General features: G+C 51.0%; 23 protein-coding genes, 1 tRNA gene and 1 pseudogene. 7 read left to right on the top strand and 18 right to left on the bottom strand.

Features of this window, described 5'->3' with window-relative positions:
• Window positions 1-713: 713 nt before the first annotated feature.
• Window positions 714-1,856 (top strand): Fic family protein, encoded by a 1,143-nt coding sequence (locus RRF55_RS01915; RefSeq protein WP_032415549.1) that lies wholly within the window; start codon window positions 714-716, stop codon window positions 1,854-1,856.
• A 35-nt stretch (window positions 1,857-1,891) separates the two neighbouring features.
• On the opposite strand, the gene RRF55_RS01910 is transcribed toward RRF55_RS01915, so the two are convergent.
• The 6 genes and pseudogenes from RRF55_RS01910 to RRF55_RS01885 form a co-directional block, all read right to left on the bottom strand.
• Window positions 1,892-3,274 carry a helicase-related protein gene (locus tag RRF55_RS01910; RefSeq protein ID WP_335852995.1) on the bottom strand — a complete coding sequence of 461 codons (1,383 nt, stop codon included), beginning with the start codon at window positions 3,272-3,274 and terminating at the stop codon, window positions 1,892-1,894.
• Between the two features lie 384 nt (window positions 3,275-3,658).
• The gene (locus RRF55_RS01905) at window positions 3,659-4,480 is read right to left on the bottom strand and encodes a DEAD/DEAH box helicase (protein WP_225314222.1); all 822 of its coding nucleotides are present in this window, start codon (window positions 4,478-4,480) and stop codon (window positions 3,659-3,661) included.
• A 5-nt stretch (window positions 4,481-4,485) separates the two neighbouring features.
• Window positions 4,486-5,385, bottom strand: a complete 900-nt coding sequence (locus RRF55_RS01900; protein ID WP_223175346.1) for a HamA C-terminal domain-containing protein — start codon at window positions 5,383-5,385, stop codon at window positions 4,486-4,488.
• A gap of 233 nt (window positions 5,386-5,618) precedes the next feature.
• Window positions 5,619-5,853: pseudogene (locus RRF55_RS01895) on the bottom strand (Arm DNA-binding domain-containing protein); the annotation flags it as partial.
• 323 nt (window positions 5,854-6,176) lie between these two features.
• Window positions 6,177-6,252 (bottom strand) — tRNA-Phe (locus RRF55_RS01890).
• Between the two features lie 105 nt (window positions 6,253-6,357).
• The gene (locus RRF55_RS01885; RefSeq protein WP_439419083.1) at window positions 6,358-7,071 is read right to left on the bottom strand and encodes a DUF554 domain-containing protein; all 714 of its coding nucleotides are present in this window, start codon (window positions 7,069-7,071) and stop codon (window positions 6,358-6,360) included.
• Between the two features lie 419 nt (window positions 7,072-7,490).
• Between RRF55_RS01885 and RRF55_RS01880 the strand changes: the two genes are divergently transcribed.
• Window positions 7,491-9,629, top strand: coding sequence for an ornithine decarboxylase (locus RRF55_RS01880; protein ID WP_009308638.1), 2,139 nt, complete (start codon window positions 7,491-7,493; stop codon window positions 9,627-9,629).
• Window positions 9,630-9,672: 43 nt separating this feature from the next.
• Here RRF55_RS01880 and RRF55_RS01875 read toward each other — a convergent pair whose 3' ends face one another.
• The 4 genes from RRF55_RS01875 to mutY form a co-directional block, all read right to left on the bottom strand.
• Window positions 9,673-10,926 carry a nucleoside permease gene (locus tag RRF55_RS01875; RefSeq protein ID WP_004144787.1) on the bottom strand — a complete coding sequence of 418 codons (1,254 nt, stop codon included), beginning with the start codon at window positions 10,924-10,926 and terminating at the stop codon, window positions 9,673-9,675.
• A 191-nt stretch (window positions 10,927-11,117) separates the two neighbouring features.
• Entirely contained in the window at window positions 11,118-12,200 is a 1,083-nt protein-coding gene (gene mltC, locus RRF55_RS01870) for a membrane-bound lytic murein transglycosylase MltC (RefSeq protein ID WP_002916629.1), read from the bottom strand.
• Between the two features lie 49 nt (window positions 12,201-12,249).
• Complete coding sequence (locus RRF55_RS01865) at window positions 12,250-12,525, bottom strand: oxidative damage protection protein (RefSeq protein ID WP_004105744.1); 276 nt, start codon at window positions 12,523-12,525, stop codon at window positions 12,250-12,252.
• Between the two features lie 28 nt (window positions 12,526-12,553).
• Complete coding sequence (gene mutY, locus RRF55_RS01860; RefSeq protein WP_002916628.1) at window positions 12,554-13,612, bottom strand: A/G-specific adenine glycosylase; 1,059 nt, start codon at window positions 13,610-13,612, stop codon at window positions 12,554-12,556.
• Window positions 13,613-13,748: 136 nt separating this feature from the next.
• Here mutY and trmB point away from each other — a divergent pair, with 136 nt between their 5' ends.
• From trmB to RRF55_RS01845, 3 genes are read left to right on the top strand one after another with little or no spacing between them, the layout of a single operon-like run.
• Window positions 13,749-14,468 (top strand): tRNA (guanosine(46)-N7)-methyltransferase TrmB, encoded by a 720-nt coding sequence (gene trmB / locus RRF55_RS01855; RefSeq protein WP_002916627.1) that lies wholly within the window; start codon window positions 13,749-13,751, stop codon window positions 14,466-14,468.
• Window positions 14,468-14,794, top strand: a complete 327-nt coding sequence (locus RRF55_RS01850) for a YggL family protein (protein WP_002916620.1) — start codon at window positions 14,468-14,470, stop codon at window positions 14,792-14,794. The genes trmB and RRF55_RS01850 overlap by 1 nt, the downstream gene beginning before the upstream one ends.
• A 50-nt stretch (window positions 14,795-14,844) precedes the next feature.
• Window positions 14,845-15,564, top strand: coding sequence for a DUF2884 domain-containing protein (locus RRF55_RS01845; protein ID WP_019704316.1), 720 nt, complete (start codon window positions 14,845-14,847; stop codon window positions 15,562-15,564).
• Between the two features lie 47 nt (window positions 15,565-15,611).
• On the opposite strand, the gene RRF55_RS01840 is transcribed toward RRF55_RS01845, so the two are convergent.
• The 8 genes from RRF55_RS01840 to RRF55_RS01805 form a co-directional block, all read right to left on the bottom strand.
• Entirely contained in the window at window positions 15,612-16,913 is a 1,302-nt protein-coding gene (locus tag RRF55_RS01840; RefSeq protein WP_004149816.1) for a TRAP transporter large permease, read from the bottom strand.
• Window positions 16,913-17,416, bottom strand: coding sequence for a TRAP transporter small permease (locus RRF55_RS01835; protein WP_025861936.1), 504 nt, complete (start codon window positions 17,414-17,416; stop codon window positions 16,913-16,915). Before RRF55_RS01835 ends, RRF55_RS01840 begins: the two co-directional genes overlap by 1 nt.
• Window positions 17,417-17,462: 46 nt before the next feature.
• Complete coding sequence (locus tag RRF55_RS01830) at window positions 17,463-18,449, bottom strand: TRAP transporter substrate-binding protein (protein ID WP_023285550.1); 987 nt, start codon at window positions 18,447-18,449, stop codon at window positions 17,463-17,465.
• A gap of 305 nt (window positions 18,450-18,754) precedes the next feature.
• On the bottom strand, window positions 18,755-19,891 hold the full coding sequence (gene hemW / locus RRF55_RS01825) for a radical SAM family heme chaperone HemW (RefSeq protein WP_002916617.1): 1,137 nt from the start codon (window positions 19,889-19,891) through the stop codon (window positions 18,755-18,757).
• On the bottom strand, window positions 19,884-20,477 hold the full coding sequence (locus tag RRF55_RS01820; RefSeq protein ID WP_002916615.1) for an XTP/dITP diphosphatase: 594 nt from the start codon (window positions 20,475-20,477) through the stop codon (window positions 19,884-19,886). Before RRF55_RS01820 ends, hemW begins: the two co-directional genes overlap by 8 nt.
• Window positions 20,478-20,489: 12 nt before the next feature.
• Window positions 20,490-20,780 carry a DUF167 family protein YggU gene (yggU, locus tag RRF55_RS01815; protein ID WP_002916614.1) on the bottom strand — a complete coding sequence of 97 codons (291 nt, stop codon included), beginning with the start codon at window positions 20,778-20,780 and terminating at the stop codon, window positions 20,490-20,492.
• Window positions 20,777-21,343, bottom strand: a complete 567-nt coding sequence (locus RRF55_RS01810) for a YggT family protein (RefSeq protein ID WP_002916613.1) — start codon at window positions 21,341-21,343, stop codon at window positions 20,777-20,779. Before RRF55_RS01810 ends, yggU begins: the two co-directional genes overlap by 4 nt.
• Window positions 21,344-21,363: 20 nt before the next feature.
• Window positions 21,364-22,065, bottom strand: a complete 702-nt coding sequence (locus RRF55_RS01805) for a YggS family pyridoxal phosphate-dependent enzyme (RefSeq protein ID WP_023287989.1) — start codon at window positions 22,063-22,065, stop codon at window positions 21,364-21,366.
• Between the two features lie 16 nt (window positions 22,066-22,081).
• On the opposite strand from RRF55_RS01805, the gene RRF55_RS01800 reads away from it, so the two are divergent.
• Both RRF55_RS01800 and RRF55_RS01795 read left to right on the top strand, forming a co-directional pair.
• The gene (locus RRF55_RS01800; protein WP_004149811.1) at window positions 22,082-23,062 is read left to right on the top strand and encodes a type IV pilus twitching motility protein PilT; all 981 of its coding nucleotides are present in this window, start codon (window positions 22,082-22,084) and stop codon (window positions 23,060-23,062) included.
• A gap of 347 nt (window positions 23,063-23,409) precedes the next feature.
• Window positions 23,410-24,063 (top strand): LuxR C-terminal-related transcriptional regulator, encoded by a 654-nt coding sequence (locus RRF55_RS01795; protein ID WP_009308631.1) that lies wholly within the window; start codon window positions 23,410-23,412, stop codon window positions 24,061-24,063.
• Window positions 24,064-24,106 lie beyond the last annotated feature (43 nt).

The following is a 24,106-nucleotide window of genomic DNA, read 5'->3' as shown; positions in this document are numbered from 1 at the left end:
TGAAAACGGTTGTTTAAAGAATATTTCTCTGTCATTTAGCGCAAAATGGAATATAAGATGCTATTTGGCCATCTGGAGGGAAAGCAGGGCAGCCACCTGGGCGGATCGATTTCCAGAAAAGGGCGTTTCTAGCCGCTTTTAGCGGGAAAATGGCGATTTTAATCAGTGTGTTATCTGATATCTGAAAATGTATTTGCGAAAAGATTCTATGGGGAATAGGTCTTAATGGCACAGAGGATACGGCGTGGTAGAAACCCAAAGATATAGGGCGCAGAAAAGCAAACACCAGCCATAGGCTGGGTTCTCTGAATAAGTGGCGGACTCGGAATCATATCCACGATTAACGTGCTGTTTGTTATTGGTGTTGTTGGTATTTCTTGTAAACAGCGCCCCACGAAGGCCCCATAAAAAAATCGTTATTTAGCGAATGGGGTTTCGTTATGTGTGGAGTCAAGTCCACACATAACGGTCTGAGGTCCACATATAGTGGCTGGAACTCCATACATAGCAGCGCCAAACAACCCCTCCTACATTATGCAATCAAAGCCCCATTCCCTTTAGTGTTGAACATCTTTCAAACTTATATTTGATATGTTGGAACAACGGTTTTTGAGATAATCAGAAACGATGTTTTTTCTAATTTATAGATTCTATTAGTATTTTTGGTATACTTTTGAGATATCGTCATGCACCAGTTGAGATAACTAAACATCATGGCTCAATTTAATCACTTTGAACTCTCGCTTCTGAACCCCAGCTTTGACTCCCCTTTGGTCGATGCGCTGACGGAACTGGAGTTACTCCGACACCTGCGGCTGGAAACCGATGTTCACCCTATCCTGTTTGCGCAGTTGAAGGCGGTTTTCCACATGCTGGAGAGTCTTGGCTCTGTAAGGATTGAGGGAAATCACACCACGCTTGCCGACTATGTTGAAAGCAAAGTTGAAGGGACGCAGAGTTCGACGGACCAGCTCAAAGAAATCAATAATATTGAAGCCGCGATGGAGTATATCGACGAATATCTGAGCAACGGCGATGAGATAACGGAATATTTTATCCGCGAGTTGCATAGTCTGGCTGTCGTCGGGCTGCAACAGGAAGGCGACAGAACGCCCGGCGCATATCGACAACATAATGTCAGCATCGCTCAGTCTGACCATCTGCCACCGGACCACATCCGCGTTGCTGATTATATGGCGGAACTGACCGCCTTTATTAACCGTGCCGATAAGCCAAAGTACGATCTGATGAAGATTGCACTGGTGCATCACCGCTTTGGCTGGATACACCCCTTTGGCAATGGTAATGGCCGAACGGTCAGGCTGCTGACCTATGCGTTACTTATCAAGTATGGTTTTAATGTTCAGGCAGGTGGCCGGGTACTCAATCCGACTGCGGTATTTTGTAACGATCGTGAACGCTATTACGCCATGCTTTCGTTAGCCGATAAGGGAACAGAGCAGGGGCTGGAAGAATGGTGCTTATATGTGCTTTCGGGGATCTCCTCTGAGCTGAAGAAAGTCGATCAACTGACAAACCACGCTTTCCTGAGTGAAAAGATCCTGTATCCGGCCATCGATTTTTCGTCGGAGAGAGGAGTGATAAATCCGCTGGAATCAAAGGTTTTGAAACGTTCTGTTGAACTGGGGACGATAAAAGCGGGCGATCTCCGCGCTGTTTTGCCCGATCTGAAACCGACGCAGGTGACTTATCAGCTTGGTAAGCTGATTGAGCGGGGACTGCTTCAGCCGGTAGAACAGGGGGCTCGTACCTATACGGCGAAGTTTTCTAACTCGTATCTGATTCGTGGGGTGATTAAGGTTCTGCGGGACGAGGGGTTTATTCCTGACTTGTGATAACACCCCATCTGTAATTCAGATGGGGGGTTATGTTAAAGCAGGGCCTGAATTTCAAGCCAATATAATTTGTTCTGTTTAACCTTTGACTTGATTTCAGCTCTGTTTAATATGTATAACTGATTGTTTTCTTGATCATATTTAAGGTGTTTAGGGAAGTTTTTCTTTAAAAATATTGCACAATGTCTGGAAAATCCCATAAATTGCAGTTGCCATACAATCGGATCATTCGAGCCAAACTCTATGAATTGTGACCAATTTGCTCCCGGGTTATTTTCAAAAACAAGTGAAAGAAGTTGGCAATAATGTGAAATATAATTTTGTAGTTGATAACCTATTTTTAATTCTATATCTTTAATTGTATCATTTACTAATTTTGTTATATGAATAGAATTATTTTGATCAAATGGCTCTTGAGTCTTATCTGAAAGATAGATATTCTTTCTATTCGATATGTAATAAACAATCGCGTCAGAGATAATTTCACTTAATGTATTACCATGCATCCACTTAGTTAAAATGACTGCGTAATATGGAATTGAATTAAAATTAAGACGGTTTAATCCTTTACTATATTTATCTATTTGATAAATATTGAATATGAGGGCCAATTTTTCTTTTATTTCTTCATTTGTAGGATTCCATGATAACTTTAGTTCGTCAATTGAATAATTTCTGATGCAATTAAATGCATTATGTTGTGAGTTAATAGCAATATGGCTATTTGCTAATAAAATATGTGTAGGTATGTTAATGTTATTTATGCTTTTCAAGGCATAATGTAATATATCGTTATTTCCATTATTTCTGAAATAATTGATAAGTGGTAAATTATTGGCTTTGTCAGTTCGTAGGGTATCAATCCTTACCATATCACTTAGTGTTCTGAGAAATTCGCTATTTTGAATCCCCTCAGTAGAACCAGTTTTTATTATTTGTTCTAGCTCTTTAATCCTTTTAGAATCGTTAAGATAAAAGCTGGGAGTTAGTTCAATTTCATTTTTATTGGATAGAATTAAATTTTTTACCGCTTTATCATTCCAGGTCCCACTTTCATCTTTTACGCAAAATATATCACCAGCTAACTCTATGGCTAGTCTTCCAGCTCTGCCTGCGAGATTCCAAAAATCCACAGGTTCAAAATATCTAGTACCCTTTTTTGATGTCAAAATAAATACTGAACGTGCGGGTAAATTTACCCCCTCAAGAAGAGTTGATGTGCAAAACAGGTAATCAATATTACCTATTTTAAAGTTGTATTCAATAAGATCTCTTATTGCTTGTGGCAGGTTTCCGAAATGAAATGCTACTCCATACTCTATAGCTTCAGCAAGTTCGTAGCCGGTATGCACAAATTCTCGGACCTGAGATGCTAGATCAAAATTTTGAGGTTTCTTGTTACTTTGTAATTTCTTTATGTAACGTAGGAAATCCCTTGTTCGAGATAATGTATTATCGATACCTCCAGTGTAAATAATCTTACTTTTCCCTTTGTTAATCTGGAAGATAAGATCATTAACAGATGTATAAGTCTGATTAACATTATCTATATCAATTAATTTGTTTTTATCAACATAACTAAACTTGTTGTTTAATAAATCAATAAAGTATAAGTTCTGAGCTGTAGCGCCTTCTATGCTGCGATAAACTTTAGCATGGTCCCGATTAAATAAATCATTAAATACTTCAGGGTTGGATAAATTTGGTGATGAGAAAAATAGTTTTGCGTTTGGATTTAAATTTAATGTTTGTTCGATCGCGGAATAGGTTACGAGACTTCGTGTATCATTTTTAATAGTAAGTTATTGTGCTTCATCGACAAAAATATAATCAATAATTATATCAGGACATGTACTAATTAAACTAACTAATCTCTCTGGAGTCAATACGAAAACATACCCTTTACTATGATCAATACCTCCTCTGAGCATGTAAGATGTTGTTACTATCTTATACTGATTGCCATCAATTTCATCTCTTAGTTCATTTTTTAATTTTAATGTACTTTGGCTAATTAATGCTCTAGTTGGGACTATGAGCACTATATTTTTTTTAGCATTACCAAAAACAATATGTTTTATATATTCATTTATGACAAACGATTTCCCCATTGACGTAGGGCCGGCAAAGCTTAAAGTGTTTGAGGTAATTAGGGATTGATAAAGTTCATATTGTTTGTCTGTAAAAAATAATCCATCTATAGTAGTTCTTTGGAATGATTTTTTTATGGATGATTCTATTTCTCGGTCTAACGGTAAATGTACTCCTTGTGAGATTAAATTATCTGCGGCAAATATACCTAAACGATTTATGACCGCTGAACCTATCATTTTAAAATAAGGATCATCTGAATGAAATGCAGCTATTTTACTTATGATTTCAAATGATTTTGTTCGATGAGCTTCAACATGTGAATGAGATAGAATATCAGCAAAACGTAAAGCTTTCTCTATTTTTGTTGTGTCAACAAATAGCAGATTATGAGTGCCGTTATTATTAAACAAACAATTATCGTATAAAATTGATATATATTTATAGATCTCTTTAAAGTAGCTACTTGTATAAGCGTCCATCGAAAGACGTTGTGCTAATGGGATTTTTCTTGCTACATCTTTTTCGTTCATAATTTTTATCCAATTGTTAGCATTTCTTGGATTAATTTTTTACGAGTGATATCTATGTCTGTGAAAGGGACAATGTATATATGAAAGTCGTGACCAAAGAGTTTATGCTTTATAATTCTTTTTTCTATCGTATCAATTACACGAGAAGCATTATTTTTTACTAATGAATATGTCCAATCTCGGAATTCGTTGTTTCTCATAGACAATTGTGTATCACTAACAGGTAACTCAAATCCTAGGAAAACGCCAAAAGCTAGATCAAGGTTTGGCCCATTATTTCCTGAAGGTAATAGTATAGATTTTATTGTCTCATATCCTTCTTCAGTAACCATTTCATTTATGACATGAGTATCTATTAGACCTCGTTCAAATCCTAATCCGTTGGCTTTAAAGTCAGCAATAGAGTCAAACGCTTCACGAGCCCCCTCCAGTAAGTCCGAGTACATTTTGGACTCGCCAAAGATTAGTTGATAATTATTGTCGATCTCTAATAAATGTATACCATCGGAACCTTTGATATAATCATTTGCATCAGTCTTTAGCTCCATTTTGGATAGTAATTTAGGTGCGTTGAGACCTGATTCAAGGAATGCGTATAATAGTAGTTCACCTAACTCACCTTCATTTGATGTATAGGTACGAAATTTCTGTATTGCCTCTAAATATGGTTTGGGACTAAAAGATGGATGATTTTTTTCAAACTCAGCTATTCTTCTATTCGAATGTACGTAACAGACTATTAAGTCTCTTAATTCCTCAACCAATTTGTTATAAACAAAACTGTTACTCTCAATGTTTAGAACATGTAAGTTTACGGTAGATTGCCGTGGTGCTTTGTCTAATGTAAGTGTTCTAAATAAATTCAAGAACCGCTTGTTGACTCGTATGGGCAGCAGCATATCCATAATACCTTGTTGTTATCATGGATGAAATTTATCATGTGTGCCTCGTTTTGTCGATTTTATACTCACAGTATATATACTGTATAAAAACACAGTCAAGAGTAATTTTCAATTAAATTCGCTGTACCCTAGAACCACGGTAAGCCATTTGGACAAGAATTTATTAATGAAATGAATGTTTTTTACTAATGCGATTTTTAATATGTCAAATAAGTTAAACTACCTATAAAACAAATAATTACGGATATCAGCAGCTTACGCGCCGCATCGCGCTTTTCGTGGGCTTCCGCCAGCGTAATCTATGGATAGGGCCAAAGGCCAGAGGATTTCCTCACCTTCAAAACGGTAGCGGAAATACCATAGCTTAGAGTCGGTGATAAATATCGTCAGGTACAGACCTTGTGTGTCGGTGAGCTTGTAGTATTTTGCGAGGGGCTTTGCAGCGCGGATTTTACTGTCATTCAGAGTCACATGAGGGTCTCTTCATTCATCGAACTGAATGACCCGCAATTTGACCCCAAATTTTCCGAATACATAGAGATAAATAGAAACGTATCTGGAAAGATTTTTAATCTAACCTATTGAATTTAATAAACGATGGGGTGCATAGAGAAGCATAAAAACAGAAAAGTGGTGCCCGGACTCGGACTAACGCCGCAGGCGTTGAACAGCGCGCGTGTCGCGCTGGCCCCGAAGGGGTGAGCCGCTGTGCGGCGAATAATCGAACGGAGTTCGATGAAGAGTCCGGATGCAGAAAAGCAAAAACCCGCCTTTTGGGCGGGTTCTTTAAATAGTGGTGCCCGGACTCGGAATCGAACCAAGGACACGGGGATTTTCAATCCCCTGCTCTACCGACTGAGCTATCCGGGCAACGGGGCGCATTAAACCGTAATCGCCGCGCCTCGTCAACGAAATTTATCTGTTTTGCAGCAGACTGAACAATCTATCACCACATTGCGCTAAAAGCACGCGTTTTCAGGCAAAAAACAGCGTCCAGGCCGCGGAAATCGGCATCGCCAACACCAGCGCAGGCAGCATATTCACTACGGCAAACATTTTTATCCCGCAGATGCGCAGCCCGGTGGCCACCAGCAGCATGCCGCCGACGGCGCTGAAATCCGCCAGCATCATCGGCGTGGTAAGCGGCATAATGATCGCCGCGCAGGCTGCAAGAGTCAGCTGGATAAGCAGCATCGGTACGCTGATGGCGGCGACGGCAATGCCCAGGGTGCAGGCGAAGATGGTGGCGGTGAAAAAGTCGAGAAACGCTTTGGCAATCAGAATGCTGGCGTCGCCGGTCATCCCTTCGCGCATGGCGCCGAAGACGCCGGTGCCGCTGGCGCAGAACAGGACGATAATCGCCACATAGCTCTGAATATAAGACTCATGAGCCGAAGCCTTTTTCTTGCCTTTCGCTGACATCAACTGCTGGAGTTTACTGACCAGCGTATTGATGCTTTTTTCCATATTGCATATTTCGCCGAGCAGCGTCCCCACCAGGGTCGACAGCACCATCACCGGCAGATTGGCGCACTTAATGACCAGTAAAATGCCGATGCCCAATGACGCCAGGCCAAAAATAGAGGTCATTGCGGTGCGGATCCGTTCCGGCAACCGTTGGCTGAGTAAGGCGCCCAGCACACCGCCGACCAGCACCGCGCTGGCGTTAATAAAAGGTCCTGTAACCACGCTGACTCCTGTTAAAAATCCCTGATAACCGCATTATTATGGCGTTAACTTACCGGGAAAGCTTGTGTATCCGTGATATAAGTGCATACGGTTTTCATCTTGCGCCTGTTCGGGAAAGGTGCCATGATTGCGCGAATTTTCTCCTCCCTGATATGAGGCCGCCGATGACGACACAGCCATTATCTCGCCAGCGACGCCGCGCCCAGATGCGCGGGCTGCCTCATCTTGCTACGCTTACCCCTCTGTTCACCATGCGGTGAAGGACACGTATGCTCACTGTAGGGCAACAGTAAGATCGGACGCGTCTGCTTTTACTGATGTCCGGCGGTCGGAGCTGAATCCGTCAGACCCGGACACATCGTTGGGCAAGGTCTCCCTTGTCTGAGATTTTTACACTCCCGATACGGGCATTTGCGCTTATGAAATCCATGCACATTGCCGCCAGCTGCGAGCTGGTCACCCGCTTGTCCACCCACCGTCGCGTTGTGGCGCTGGACAGTACCGATTTTACCGATGTGGCGGCAGTCGTCATCTCCGCGGCCGACAGTCGCAGCGGCATCCTTACTCTCCTCAGGCGTAGCGGATTTAACCTGCCGGTCTACCTGCTGAGTGAGACGGCGGTCGACAAGCCGGAGGGGGTGCAGGCGGTGATCGCCGGTAAAGATCAGGAGTGGCTGGAGCTGGAGGCGGCGGCCTGTGATTATGAAGCGCGTCTGCTGCCGCCGTTTTTCAATACCCTGACCCAGTACGTCGAGATGGATAACAGCACCTTTGCCTGTCCGGGGCATCAGCACGGGGCGTTTTTCAAAAAGCACCCTGCAGGCCGTCAGTTCTATGACTTTTTTGGCGAAAATGTCTTTCGCGCCGACATGTGCAACGCCGATGTGAAATTAGGCGATCTGCTGATCCACGAAGGATCGGCCAAGCACGCGCAGAAGTTCGCTGCGAAGGTGTTCAACGCGGATAAAACCTACTTCGTCCTCAACGGCACCTCGGCGGCCAACAAAGTCGTGACCAACGCGCTGTTGACCCGCGGCGATCTGGTGCTGTTCGATCGCAACAACCACAAGTCAAACCATCACGGGGCGCTGATCCAGGCGGGGGCGACGCCTGTTTACCTGGAAGCCGCGCGCAATCCGTTCGGCTTTATCGGCGGCATTGACGAGCGCTGCTTTGATGAGCATTACCTGCGGGATCTCATCCGCGAAGCGGCGCCTGAGAAAGCCAATGCCTCCCGCCCGTTTCGTCTGGCGGTGATCCAGCTGGGGACCTACGACGGCACGGTCTATAATGCCCGCCAGGTGGTGGATAAGATCGGTCACCTCTGCGATTACATCCTGTTCGACTCGGCGTGGGTGGGCTATGAGCAGTTTATCCCAATGATGGCCGACTGCTCGCCGCTGCTGCTGGAGCTGACCCCCGACGATCCGGGTATTTTTGTCACCCAGTCCGTGCACAAGCAGCAGGCCGGCTTCTCACAGACGTCGCAGATCCATAAAAAGGATAACCATCTGCGCGGCCAGGCGCGTTTCTGTCCGCACAAGCGGCTGAATAACGCCTTTATGCTGCATGCCTCCACCAGCCCGTTCTATCCGCTGTTTGCCGCGCTGGACGTCAACGCCAAAATTCATGAAGGTGAGAGCGGCCGCCGCCTGTGGGCCGAGTGTGTGGCGCTGGGCATTGAGGCGCGCAAAGCGATCATCGCCAACTGCAAGATGATCCAGCCCTTTATTCCGCCAGTGGTGGCGGGGCGTCCATGGCAGGATCACCCGACCGAGGCGATCGCCCGGGAGCGCCGCTTCTTCAGCTTCGAACCCGACGCGCGCTGGCATGGTTTTGAAGGCTACGCGGACGACCAGTATTTTGTCGACCCGTGCAAACTGTTGCTGACCACCCCGGGCATTGACGCTGAAAGTGGGGAGTACAGTGAGTTTGGCATCCCGGCAACCATTCTGGCGCATTATCTGCGTGAAAACGGCATCGTGCCGGAGAAGTGCGATCTCAACTCGATTCTGTTCCTGCTGACGCCGGCGGAGAGCGCCGAAAAAATGGCGCAGCTGGTGGCGATGCTGGGGCAGTTTGAACAGCATATTGAAGCGGATACGCCGCTGGCCGATGTGTTGCCGACCATCTATAACAAATATCCGGTGCGTTATCGCGACTATACCCTGCGCGAGCTGTGCCAGGAGATGCACGATCTGTACGTTAGCTTTGACGTGAAGAGCCTGCAAAAAGAGATGTTCCGTAAACGGAGCTTCCCAAGGGTGGTGATGAATCCCCAGGATGCCAACCACGAGTTTATTCGCGGCAACGTTGAGCTGGTGCGTCTGAGCGAGGCGGAAGGCCGCGTCGCGGCGGAGGGAGCGCTGCCGTATCCGCCGGGCGTGCTGTGCGTCGTGCCCGGCGAGGTCTGGGGCGGCGCCGTGCTGCGCTATTTCCTCGCGCTGGAGGAGGGGGTCAATATGCTGCCTGGCTTCTCGCCGGAGCTGCAGGGGGTTTACAGCGAGACGGATCCGGACGGCATTAAGCGGCTGTATGGCTACGTGCTGAAGGGATAAAAAAACGCCCCGCCGAACAGGCGGGGCGTTTTACTTTTGCCGATCACACGCTCTGCTGGGCGGCGGTCGGTTGTCTGACGTGTTTGTATTTGAACAGCGCCACGAAGGCAAAGGCCAGCACCAGCGAATAGCCGGCGAAAATCAGCCACACGCTCTGCCAGTCAGTGATCCCCTCGACGGTAAAGTGTTCGACGACTTTGCCGCTCACCATCCCGCCGAGAATACAGCCGAAGCCGTTGGTCATCATCAGGAACATCCCCTGAGCGCTGGCGCGGATTTCCGGGCGCACCTCTTTCTCAACGAACACCGAACCGGAGATGTTAAAGAAGTCGAAGGCGCAGCCGTAGACGATCATCGACAGCACCAGCAGTACAGTGCCGAACGGCGTCGGGTCGCCAAAGGCGAACAGGCCAAAGCGCAGCATCCACGCCACAATACTGATAAGCATCACGTTCTTAATGCCGTAGCGGCTAAGGAAGAATGGGATGGTCAGGATAAACAGCGTTTCGGAAATCTGCGAAATCGACATCAGCACTGACGCGTGCTCGACGATAAAGCTGCCGGCAAACAGCGGATCTTTATCGAAGCTGTGCAGGAAGGTGTTACCGAACATGTTAGTGATTTGCAGCTCGGCGCCGAGCATCATCGAGAAGATAAAGAAGATAGCCATACGCTTGTTTTTAAACAGCGCAAAAGCGTTCAGGCCGAGCATCTCCGTCCAGCTTTGATTGCGCTGGGCGTTGGCGACCGGAATATGCGGCAGCGTCAGGGTGAACAGAGTCAGCAGGACCGACAGCGTCGCGCCAATGTACAGCTGCATATGGCTCAGTTCAAAGCCGGAGAAGCTCACGCCCCACATGGCGAGGATAAAGCCGATGGTGCCCCAGATACGAATTGGCGGGAAATCGGTGACAATATCCAGCCCCGCCGACTGCAGGCGGTAGTAGGAGATGGTATTGATCAAGCCAAGCGTCGGCATATAGGCCAGCGAGTTAAGCAGGATCACGAGGAACATCTCGCCCGGCGTGGTGACCTGCGCCGCGAGGTACAGCGTTAACGCGCCGACCAGGTGGCAGATGGCGTATACCCATTTGGCGCTGATCCACTTATCGGCGACGATGCCGAGCAGCGTCGGCATCAACACCGCGGCGATACCGAGCGAGCTATACACTGCGCCGATTGCCGCGCCGTCAAACTTCAGCGTGACAAACATGTACGAGCCAAGCGTGGTGAGCCAGCTCCCCCAAAGGCAGAACTGCAGGAACGACAGTATTTTGAGCTGCAGCTTAAGATTCATGTAGTTATCCTCACGAATGTGGGCTTGTTATGTTTTTAAAATAACATTAATCCCGTTATTTTGATGCGATTCTATCATTCACTAGCTTAATGCTTCTGTTAACTGCCGCAGAAAACCGAAAGATATTACAGAGTATGGCGGAGAATAAGCGCGGCCTCAGCGCGGGGCTGAGGCCGGAGTCGGGAGGAGGGCTATTTACGGCGGTAGCTTTTCTGCGCCGTATTAACTTTGTACAGATAGCGGCGCGATTCCGCCGACGGATGGCGGGTGGTCAGCGTCTGGTAGACGTCCCCTGGCGCCATGCTGTTGATAATATTGGCCGCCTGCACTTTATCGCTGGAGAAGACCCGCAGTACGCTGCCGGCGCCGCCGTTATAGGCAGTGATCACCGCGTAGCGACGCGAGGTGGGGTTATCGATGCCGGCGAGGTAAACATTGTTCAGCATCGCCAGGTAGGCGGTACCGGTGTCGATGTTATTCGCCGGGTCAAACAGATAGCTGCGGCTTGGCAGGCCGGATTTACCCTGGGAGCGGAAGACGTCTCTGCCGGCGCTGTGCTGGACCACCTGCATCAGCCCCATGGCGTCGGCATGGCTGACCGCATAGGGGTTAAAGGAGGATTCGGTCTGCATAATCGCGAGGATCAGCGACTCATCAACCCCATACTTACGCGAGGCCTGACGCACCATGCCGAGGTATTTATGCGCACGTTTGTCGAGGTGGTTCGGCACCAGGTTAATGGTGATGCTGTAGACCACGCGCAGGCCGTTGTTGCGGCTCTTCAGACGGGTTTGCAGCAGATAGTCGGCAAAGCGCGCGGCGCGCCACTCCCAGCGAATCGACGCCCCGGTGTTATCCACCACCTGACCATAGAGGAACGGCTCTTTGGAGATCTGGATGTCATCGACATCGGAATAGAGGTCAATGGAGTTGGGGTCATCGCCCATCAACAGGGTTTTGACGATCGCCTGGCGCAGACGTCCGCGAGGGTCGGTGCCGGCAATGGTCTCGACGGTGATCGTCCCTTCATCGAAGTTGATGTGGCTGCGGGTTTGATACTGGTCGGTGTACTTGACGTAGTCCTTTGGCCCGGCGAGCAGGACTTCGTTGTACCCCCAAATGTTCTCGATGTTGTGGGCGAACTGGCCCATCAAAATATCGAATCCGTTCGTGTCCTTGACCCAGGCCTCGTTGTATTCGGCGCCTTTTTTATTGGAGCTGGAACACGAAACGAGCAACGGCGCAATCAGCGCGAGCGCTAAGTATTTTTTCATCATTCCGGGCGTGCGTGTTGTGTTTGTTTTTTTAAAGGCCGCAGGGCCCTTACTGTTTTTCCGGCGGCGTGTAGCCTTCGATGTGCACGTCTTTCCCTTCAAACAGGAACTGCACCATCTCCTGCTCAAGCAGTTTGCGGTGCTCCGGGTTCATCATGCTGAGCTTTTTCTCGTTGATCAGCATGGTCTGCTTGTGCTGCCACTGCGCCCAGGCTTCTTTGGAGATTTCGTTGTAAATACGCTTTCCGAGCTCGCCCGGATACAGCTGGAAATCCTGGCCGTCCGCTTCACGCTGCAGGAAGGTACAAAAAATGGTTCTGCTCATAATTAATCCTCTTTGATAGCCGAAAAATTTATACCGGCGCTCCGGCTTTTAGCTGTTGCAACAAGCGCTCCACGGGGGCCGCCAGACCGACCGACGGCGGCTGCGCTAAGTTATACCAGAGTGCGTTGCCTTCATCCATGCATGCGCCAGATGAGTGCACTGTAAGCCACATCGGCACAATATCCAGGTGGAAATGGCTGAAAGTGTGGCGAAAAGCGGTTAATTGCGTCAGATTATCGGCCTTTATCTGGCGCTGCGCCAGCCACTCGCGTAGCTCCGCTTCGTCTGCAAACTGCGGAAAACAGAACAACCCGCCCCACAGACCCACCGGCGGACGCTGGGAAAGAAACACCTCGTCGCCGTGCTGCATCAGCAGGAAGTAGCCGGTGCGTTCCGGGAGGGTCTGCTTCGGTTTTTTGCCCGGATATTCCGCCCATGAATGGTTCGCGTAGGCCACGCAGCCGTTGCTCAGCGGACACAGCTCGCACTTCGGCTTCGAGCGGGTGCAAACCATTGCCCCGAGATCCATCATCGCCTGGTTGAAGCGCTCGACGCCCTCTGCCGGGGTGACCTCTTCGCTGATGTCCCACAGCCGTTTTTCCACCTCTTTTTTCCCCGGCCAGCCGCTGACAGCATAGCAGCGGGCGAGCACGCGCTTCACGTTGCCGTCGAGAATCGGATAATGCTGACCGAGCGAAAGGGATAAAATCGCCCCCGCCGTTGAGCGCCCGACGCCGGGCAGCGCCGCCACTTCGTCAAAGGTCCGGGGGAATTCCCCGCCGTGCAGTGTGGCGACTTGCTGTGCGGCTTTATGTAAGTTGCGCGCCCGCGCGTAGTAGCCCAGACCGGTCCACAGATGCAGCACCTCATCCAGCGGCGCGTTGGCTAAATCAACCACCGTGGGGAAACGCGCCATAAAGCGTTCAAAATAGGGGATTACCGTGGTCACCTGGGTTTGTTGCAACATCACTTCGGAGAGCCATACTTTGTAGGGCGTCTTGGCGATTTGCCAGGGCAGGGTTTTACGCCCGTATTTGTCGTACCAGTCCAGAACCTGGGCTGAAAATTGCGTGGCGAGAAAAGTCAAAGCTACGGCTCCGGGATCGCGATTACAGGGGGGCAGATTGCAGCATAAGGGCGAGTGGCTGTAAACCCTTGCATCCGCCGGGTAACTTTGGATAATGCCCGTTTTCCGAACACATTCACAAGCAGACCAAACTTTTATGAAAAACGACGTCATCTCTCCGGAATTCGATGAAAACGGTCGCCCGCTGCGCCGTATTCGTAGCTTCGTCCGTCGCCAGGGCCGCCTGACGAAAGGGCAGCAGCATGCGCTGGATAACATTTGGCCGGTAATGGGCGTTGAATTCAACGATGCGCCGCTCGATTTCGCCGCCCTGTTTGGCCGTGACGCGCCGGTCACCTTAGAAATTGGCTTCGGGATGGGCGCCTCGCTGGTGGCGATGGCGAAAGCCAAACCGGAACAGAATTTCCTCGGCATTGAAGTACACTCCCCGGGCGTTGGCGCTTGTCTGGCTTCTGCGGAAGAAGAAGGCGTACAAAACCTGCGCGTAATGTGTCACGATGCAGTGGAAGTGCTACATACCATGATCCCGGATAACTCGCTGAATATGGTGCAACTGTTTTTCCCTGATCCGTGGCATAAAGCGCGTCATAATAAACGTCGTATCGTGCAGCCGCCTTTCGCTGAGCTGGTGAAAAGCAAGCTGAAGCTCGGCGGCGTCTTCCATATGGCGACCGACTGGGAAGCTTATGCCGTGCATATGCTGGAAGTCATGTCCTCGCTGGAAGGCTATCGTAACCAGTCGGCAAGCAACGATTACGTACCGCGCCCGGAATCGCGCCCGGTAACCAAATTTGAACAGCGTGGCCATCGTCTCGGCCACGGCGTATGGGACTTAATGTTCGAGAGGGTGAAATAATGGCCAAGAATCGTAGCCGTCGTCTGCGTAAAAAAATGCATATCGATGAGTTTCAGGAGTTAGGCTTCTCCGTCGCCTGGCGTTTCCCGGAAGGGACCAGCGAAGAGCAGATCGACCAGACGGTCAACGATCTGATCGAAGAGGTGATAGAGCCGAACAAGCTGGCCTTCGACGGCAGCGGTTATCTCTCCTGGGAAGGGCTCATCTGCATGCAGGAGATTGGTAAGTGCACTGAAGAGCATCAGGCTATCGTACGCAAATGGCTGGAAGCGCGTAAGTTAGAGGATGTGCGCACCAGCGAACTTTTTGACGTCTGGTGGGACTAAGTTTGACAAGGGTCGGCAATTGCCGGCCCGTTTTGTCTTAAGGGAGTTTTATGATGCGTAAAACGCTGCTGGCGGTGGCGCTCTCCATCACCGCTTTGTCTGCCCATGCGGACTACCAGTGTAGCGTCACGCCGCGTGACGATGTGATCCTCAGCCCGCAGCAGGTGCAGGTGAAAGGGGAAAACGGCGATCTGGTGATAAAGCCGGACGGCAATCTGACCTTTAACGGCAAGGCCTATGCGCTCAGCGCCGCCCAGCGCGAACAGGCGCAGGATTATCAGGCCAGCCTGCGCAGCAGCCTGCCGTGGATTGACGAAGGCGCGCGGTCGCGAGTCGAAAAAAGCCGCAAGGCGCTGGATAAAATCATTACCGAACAGGTTGGCGCCAACAGCAGCATGCACGGTCGCCTGACCAAACTGGATGCGCAGCTGAAAGAACAGATGAACCGCATAATTGAGCGCCGCAGCGATGGCCTGACCTTCCACTATAAAGCCATCGACCAGGTACGCGCCGATGGCCAGCAGCTGGTGAATCAGGCGATGGGCGGCATTCTGCAGGACAGCATTAACGAGATGGGGGCGAAAGCGGTGCTCAAAGGCGGCGGTAATCCGCTACAGGGCATTCTCGGCAGCCTCGGCGGCCTGCAAACGGCGATTCAGGAGGAATGGAAAAACCAGGAGGCCGATTTCCAGCAGTTCGGCAAAGATGTTTGCAGCCGGGTGGTATCGCTGGAGGACAGCCGCAAAGCGCTGGTTGGCTCGTTAAAGTAAGTTGATTTCGCTACCTGCGCCTGCAGGTAGCGGTTAGGCTCAGTCGATCACATCAGCCCCAGCAGCTGTGGAATAAACAGTGAGATCTGCGGGATATAAACAATCATCATCAGCGCGATCAGCAGGGCGGCGTAGAACGGCAGCAGCGGTTTGATGAGCTGCTGAATTTTAACCCCTGAAATGGAGCAGCCGACAAACAGCGCGCTGCCTACCGGCGGGGTCAGCAGGCCGATGCACAGATTGGCGACCATCATGATGCCAAAATGGACCGGGTTCATGCCTAAATCCTCAGCGATGGGGAGAAATATTGGCGTAAAAATCAGTACTGCTGGGGTCATATCCATAAAGATACCGACGATTAACAGCACGATGTTAATCAGCAGCAGGATCACCAGCGGATTTTCAGAAAACCCCATGAGCGCATCGCTTATCATGTAGGGAATATCGGCATTGGTCATTGCCCACGACATGCCGACGGAAAAACCGATCAGCAGAAGGACGATAGACGTCATCACCACCGATTCAAGGATCAGCTTTGGCAGGTCGCGCCATTTGACTTCCCGATAAATCAGCACTGAGAGGATAAAGGTGTAGACCACGGCGATGGCGGAAGCTTCAGTGGCGGTGAAAATACCGCCGAGGATCCCGCCCATGACAATAATGACCAGCAGCAGGCTGGGCAGGGCGTCGAAAAAAGCCTTTGCCGCCTGGGCGCAGGTCGGGCGGTCGGAAACCGGATATCCGCGGTGTTTAGCGATACCAGCGCAGACCAGCATGATGGACAGACCCATCAGAATGCCCGGCAAATAACCGGCCATAAACAGCGAGGCGACCGAGACGCCGCCGGCCGTCAGAGAAAAGACGATCAGCACGTTTGATGGCGGAATGAGCAGGCCCGTGATGCAGGATGAAACGTTTACCGCCGTGGAGAATGCCGGATCGTAGCCTTTCTGCGTCTGAATGGGATTGAGCGTCCCCCCTACCGCAGCGGCGGCAGCGACTGCCGAACCGGAGATCGAGCCGAACATCATATTGGCCAGCACGTTGACGTGTCCCAACGATCCGGGTACCCGCCCAACCATCACCTGCGCCAGATTGATGAGGCGTATAGCAATTCCCCCGCTGTTCATCAGGGTACCGGCAAAGATAAAGAAGGGGATAGCCAGCAGCGCGAAGTTATCGAGTCCGTTCGCCAGGCGCTGAGCAACGGTAATCACCGCGATATCCCAGGGAAACATCAGCAGCATTGAGCCGACGGTAGCAAGACCGATGGAAAAAGAGATAGGTACGCCAATAAAGACCAGAATAAAGAACGAGCCAAACAGCGTCAGTGCAATATAGCTATCCATTAATTTGCTCCTGCTTCTGAATGTTTCATGTTTTTTAGTCCGTTGCTGATAAAACACAACGCGTAAAACATCATCATGATGCCGGTGAGCGGCAGGATCAGATACACATAGCCCATCGGGATCTGCATTGCGGCTGAGACCTGGGCGGTCGACAGAGTTTTTTCAATCAGTTTTACGCCGCCGGTAACAATCACTGAGCCAGCAAACAGAAAGATAAGCAGATTGATAATGACGCTGAGCAGTGCCTGCTTGCGGGAAGAGAGCATCAGCGTAAGTAAATCGATCGCCAGATGACGCTGGGCGCCGACGGTATAGGCCGCACCCAGTAGCCCGACCCAGATCATTAAGAAACGCGCCAGTTCATCGGTCAGGGTGCTAGGCTGGTTGAGCACGTAGCGGCTGAACACCTGCCAGACGACGCAGACAACCAGCGCAATCATTACGACGACAGAGAATGCGGCGATGGTGCGGTCCACCGCCAGCTTTATGCGGTTAAGTATCATCATTGATTTCCTGGTGAAAGCGGGCCAGCGGCTGGCCCGTTAAAGGTTATTCAGCGGCAGCGTCAAATTTGGCCAGCAGGGCGGCCTGTTTTGGATCTTTCTTAAAGTCATCAAATAGCGGCTGCACGGCGGCACGGAACGGTGCTTTATCCACTTTGATAATTTCGCCCCCCAGGGCTTTGGCCTGCGCGCGGGTATCGGCGTCGATCTTCTGCCACAGCTGTTGCTGATATACCTCTGAGGCTTTGGCCGCTTTGACCAGAATTTGCTGCTGCCCCGGCGTCAGTTTGTCCCAGGTTTTGCTGGAGATCACGAGGAAGTCAGGAATGGAGGCATGCTCATCTTCAGAGAACACTTTCGCGATTTCGATATGGCGAGTCTGCACCCAGGAGGGAACGTTATTTTCCGCACCGTCCACCACCCCTTGCTGCATGGCGGTGTAAACTTCACCAAAGGAGATTGGCGTCGGGGAGCCCCCCATTAATTCAATCATTTTTAAGGTTGTCGGGCTGGCCTGCACGCGGATCTTCAGTCCTTTTAAATCCTCCGGTTTGGTGATGGGCTTTTTGGCATAAAAACTTCGGGTTCCGGCGACATAAGCGGAAAGGGCAAAGAATCCTTTCTCTTTCGTCGAATCCATTATTTCCTTGCCCACTTTCCCGAATACCACCTTATTGAAATGATTTTGATCGTTAAACAGGAACGGTAAATTATATATCGCGTAGATATTATCAAATGACTCCAGATCGCTGGCGGAACCTTTGGTCAAATCCAGCGCGCCATTTTGTAATAACTCCATCGTTTCGCGTGCGCTGCCCATCTGGCTACTGGGGTAAATACGAATCTTCATATTACCGTCAGAAAGTTGGTTTACCTCTTTGGCCATCTCTTCAAACGCCTGATGCACCACGTGACTGCGTTCAAGGTTATGTGCCAGTTTTAACGTGATTTTTTCAGCTGCGCTGGCTCCTGAAGAGAATAGAGCAAGCAAAGATATTGCTATTAGAGAACGAGAAAAAGCGTATTTTTTCATGAGTTGGCTCCATGCACTTGTGGTAATTGGTCAATATCTTAAGCGTCATGTTTTGTTTCTGTATGACATATTATCCTTGTTGTCGTACATCTTTAAGCTGCCTGACTCACACTTTTTCTCAATGAGGTACTGAAATAATGGATTTTATGGGTTTAATTATATTTTGTTTCTATAAATAAAAGAGAATTAATTAGAGGATGGAATATTTTAAAAGAATGAATCGGGAATGGTGAGGTTGATATGTCGATAAATTCGAACTATTGTCCTTCCCGTTAAAACGATAAAGGGAAGGACAAGGGTGATATTTATTCGTTAAGGAAGAGTTCGAGCAGGGAATTCAGGAACAGCTTACCGTGCTCGGTAATCTGCCAGTTCTGCTCGTCTTCCTGCAGGTAGCCCTGGGCTATCGCCGCGTCCAGCTGCGGGCGGATCGCCGCTTCCTCAAGTCCGGTATAGCGGCTAAATTCAGCGCGCGGCGCGGCCTCCAGCAGGCGAAAACGGTTCATAAAGAACTCAAACGGTTTATCCGCTTCTTCCACATCATGCTGACGCTCAAGGTAACGGCCTTCCATATACCCGCGCGGGTGGCGGGTTTTGGCGGTTCGCAGAATGCGTCCGTCAGGGAAGGTGATCTTGCCGTGCGCGCCGCAGCCGATGCCGAGGTAGTCGCCAAAGCGCCAGTAGTTGAGATTATGCTGACACTGGAAGCCTGGCTTAGCATAGGCGGACGTCTCGTACTGCTGATAGCCGGCGGCGCTCAGCAGCTGATGCCCCTGCTCGAAAATATCCCATAGCGCGTCGTCATCCGGCAGCACCGGCGGCCGGGAGCCGAACAAGGTGTTCGGCTCAATGGTCAGCTGGTACCACGACAGGTGCGGCGGGTTGAGGGCAATCGCCTGACGCAGATCGTCCAGCGCCTCCTCCAGCGACTGGTCCGGCAGACCGTGCATCAGGTCGAGGTTGAAGCTGCGCAAGCCGAGGCCGCTGGCGAGACGTGCTGCGCGCTTGGCTTCCTCCGGGCCGTGGATCCGCCCCAGGCGCTGCAGCTTCGGTTCGCTAAAGCTTTGTACGCCGATGGAGATGCGGTTCACCCCGGCGCGCTGATAATCAACGAAGCGATCGGCCTCCACGGTACCCGGGTTGGCTTCCATGGTGATTTCCGCCCCGGCGGCCAGCGGCAGGCAGGCGCGGACGCCATCCAGAAGGGTTTGCATGGCCGGGCCGGACAGCAGGCTCGGCGTTCCGCCGCCGATAAAAATAGTGCCTATTTCCCGTCCCTGGGCATATTGCGCATCAGCCTGCAGATCGTTCAGCAGATGCTGGACGTAGTCATCATGCGGCACCTCGCCTTTCAGCGCATGCGAATTAAAATCACAGTACGGGCATTTCTGCACGCACCAGGGAATATGGATATAGAGACTCAGCGGCGGCAAATTAGCCATTACGTAATGCTTCCAGTAACAGTTTCAGCGCCTGCCCGCGATGGGAAATGGCGCTCTTTTCTTCACGGCTCAGTTCGGCCGCGGTTTTCCCTTCTGACGGGACGAAGAAGATCGGGTCGTAACCGAAGCCGCCATGACCGGCGGCTTGTCGGGTGATTACCCCAGGCCAGCTGCCGTGGCACACCAGCGGCGTGGGATCCTCGGCATGGCGCAGATAGACCAGCACGCAGTGGAACTGGGCCTGACGCTGGTCGTCCGGCACGTCTTTTAACGCGTCGAGCAGCTTCTCAAGATTCTGCTGGTCGCTGGCATCGACGCCGGAATAGCGTGCGGAGTAAATACCCGGCGCGCCGCCAAGAGCATCGACGGCCAGACCGGAATCGTCGGCGATGGCCGGCAGGCCGGTGATCTGCGCCGCGTGGCGCGCTTTCAGAATCGCGTTTTCAATGAAGGTCAGGCCGGTCTCTTCCGCAGAGTCCACGCCCAGCTCGGTCTGAGCGACGATATCGAGACCAAAATCTTCCAGCAGCGAGGCCAGTTCGCGCACTTTGCCGGCGTTGCCGGTAGCGAGGACGACTTTTTGCATGATGAATCCTGTTTATTCAGTTAGCGCCGCGACCGCAGTCGGGATCTGTTGTGGGGCGATGATTTTAACTTGCTTATGGCGGCCCAGCTCGCCTTTTTCAATCAGTACCTGGCTTTTGGCGACGCGGAACTGTTTGGCGAGAAATTTCACCAGGTGGGCATTGGCCTGGCCATCAACGGGCGGGGCGGTAATGGCGACTTTAAGTTCGTCGCCATGTACGCCCACGATGCTATCGCGGCTGGCCTTAGGCTGAATGTACAGCCTCAGCACCAGCCCGTCAGCGCAGGTTTCAACGGCACTCATAGCGCCATCCACAGCCCCGGCAGCAGTACATTACCGGTGGCCTGCAGCACTTCGGCGATGCCCATATTGATTACGTACAACAGCAATACCAGCACCATCGGCGAGAAATCGATACCGCCCATCGACGGCAGCAGGTTGCGGATAGGGCGCAGCAGCGGGTCCGCCAGCTGCATCAGCACATACTCCACCGGGCTACGGCCCTGGCTGACCCAGCTCATGATCGCCATCAACAGTAGTACCCAGAAGATCAACGAGCCGATGGTTTTCAGCAGAATAAGCAGAGCGGAGATCCAGATGATCGGCTGGAAGGTGATCACCATAAACAGCACGATCGCTTTGATGACGCAGAGAATAAATGCCACCAGCAGCGAGGCGCTGTCAATCGGCCCCATTGCCGGGATAATCCGGCGCAGCGGTCCGACAATCGGCTGCGTGGCTTTCACCACAAACTGCGAAAACGGATTGTAAAAGTCGCAGCGCGCCCACTGCATCCAGACGCGTAACAACACGACCATCGTGTAAAGCTCAATGACCGTTGAAAGCAGGAAAGTCAACGTCTTCATGGCGTTCCTCAGATTCCTTATTATTTGCTGTAGTCGCGCGCACCAAAAATGGCTGTACCGATGCGCACCATCGTGCTTCCCGCCGCGATTGCGGCTTCCATATCCTCCGACATTCCCAGAGACAACGTATCGACCGTGGGGTACCGCGTTTTTAATCGCGCAAATGCTACCGCCATTTGCCGGGCGACGGCAAACTGCCTTACATATTCTGACTCAGGCGCGGGGATGGCCATCAGGCCGCGCAGTTCCAGATGAGGTAACTCAGCGATCTCCGCCGCTAAGCCGTCGAGCGCTTCCAGCGGGATGCCGGATTTGCTCTGCTCATCGCTGATGTTAATTTGAATCAGCACCTTCAGCGGCGGTAAATGCGCCGGGCGCTGCTCGTTCAGGCGGGTGGCGATTTTCAGCCGATCGACGGTGTGGCACCAGTCAAAATGCTCTGCCACCAACCGGCTTTTGTTGGACTGCAGGGGGCCAATAAAGTGCCACTGCAGCCCGCTGACGCCAGCCTGCTGGAAATGGTTAATCTTCTCCACGCCCTCCTGGACGTAGTTTTCACCAAATGCCCGCTGGCCTGCCGCAATGGCTTCTTCGATCGCGCTCGCAGGTTTCGTTTTACTCACTGCAAGCAATGTCACTTCTTCTGGCGCACGCCCGCATCGGGCGGCAGCACCGGAGATTTTGTCCCGGACCTGTGCCAGGTTATGCGCAATATCGTTCATATTCCGAGGATGAGTTATGAAGCTGGAAGAAATCGTAGCCCTTAGTGTAAAGCATAATGTCTCCGATCTACACCTGTGCAATTCCGCCGCACCGCGCTGGCGGCGGCAGGGCAGGCTGGAGCCCGCGCCCTTTCCCGCGCCGGATATTGCGAATTTACTCAACGACTGGCTCGATGCCGCACAGTTACTGCACTGGCAGGAACACGGCCAGATTGACTTTGCGCTGAACCTGGCCTGCGGTGCGCGGCTGCGCGCCAGCGCCTTCGCCCATACGCGTGGGATATCGCTGGTGCTGCGTCTCCTTCCTGAACAGTGCCCGCGTCTGGATATGCTCGGCGCCCCGCCTGCGCTGAGCGAACTGCTGGCGGAAGAGAGTGGTTTGCTGTTGGTCACCGGAGCGACGGGCAGCGGCAAGTCGACCACCCTGGCGGCAATGGTGGGGCACCTCAATCAGCATCTTGATGGCCATATTCTGACGCTTGAAGATCCGGTGGAATTTATTCATCACAGCGAGCGCTGTCTGATCCAGCAGCGGGAAGTTGGCCGTCACTGTCCTTCGTTCGCCGCGGCGCTCCGCGTGGCGCTGCGCCAGGATCCGGATGTGATCCTGCTCGGGGAGCTACGCGACAGCGAAACCATTCGCCTGGCGTTAACCGCGGCGGAGACCGGGCACCTGGTAATGGCGACATTACATACCCGCGGCGCGGCGCCGGCGGTGGAGAGATTGATCGATGTCTTTCCGGCGGAGGAGAAAGATCAGGTTCGTAGCCAGCTTGCCGGAAGCCTGTGCGCGGTGCTGGCGCAAAAATTGTTACCTGCACGTCAGGGCGGGAGAGTTGCGCTATACGAGCTTCTGGTCAACACGCCAGCGGTGGCGAATTTGATCCGTGAAGGAAAAGTACATCAATTGCCTGGTGTGATGCAGACCGGGATGCAGGCCGGAATGTTGACCTTTACCCAGAGTTTTCAGCAACGTGTCGCTGCAGGCGCGCTATAAGATGAGAAAGAGATTGATATGACAGGTTAAATGATATGTTAGATGAATGTTTATTTGTTGTTTATTAATATTATTTGGTAATACAAATAACTTTTGATTATAAATTCAAATAACACATTCAGATTAGATATGTCGACAGTGAATACGCATTTCCAGGAAAAAAGTTTGATTATCTTTTGACAGCTTTGAGTCATTCGATTTATGCTGTTTGTGGGAATAGGATGATTCTCATGGAATAACGTTTCAGTTTGTAAATTACCTTGGTGATTTATAAATTCACGACTGTTTGTATCTTTTTTATTCATTTAACCACCATGGCGGTGGGTAACAGCTAAGGAGAGTTTTAAGTGATTAATTTAAATGGAAATTCATCATCTTCTCGTCAGGTAACCTTTATTACCCACCCGTCTATTCAAAGCAAAGCCTTTGCCAGCTATCTGAGCGAAACCCTGATGGCACCGGTGGTTTTACAAAATATTAATAAACCGCTGGCGCAGCGTTTGGCAAAAGATTCTGTAATATTATTTGATATTGCAGTGTCAAATAAGAAATTAAACGGGGTGTGGCGGGATATTATTCGCCTGCAGGCAGATAATCCTCGTTTGTTGATTATTAATAGCGCACAAAAGTATGAGCTATACGAAATGGCGCAGTGGCCGGCTTTATATGGCGTGTTCCGTCATGACGATGATGAATCGCGCTTAATTGAGGGCATTAAGGCCGTGCTGAACGGCGAGCAGACGGCTGAATTGAGCGTGATGCACCCGGCGATGTACGCTGCGGACCATGCATCGACTCCAGTAGAGAACTCGCCGCTGACCGAGCGGGAATGCGAGATCCTCAACGAACTGCGCTGCGGCGCGACGAACCTGGATATCGCCCGCGCGCTGTTTATCAGCGAGAACACGGTGCGGACGCACCTGTACAATGTGTTTCGTAAACTGAGCGTGAAAAATCGCACCCAGGCGGTGAGCTGGGCTAACGAACATCTGCGCCACTAAGCGGGTAAACGTGCGCCGTCAGCGGTCCGCCGGCGGCGCAGGA

This window comes from Klebsiella sp. K47 (genome assembly GCF_051858335.1).
Lineage (GTDB): Bacteria > Pseudomonadota > Gammaproteobacteria > Enterobacterales > Enterobacteriaceae > Klebsiella > Klebsiella pneumoniae.
This window is presented reverse-complemented; position numbering and strand designations above follow the sequence as displayed.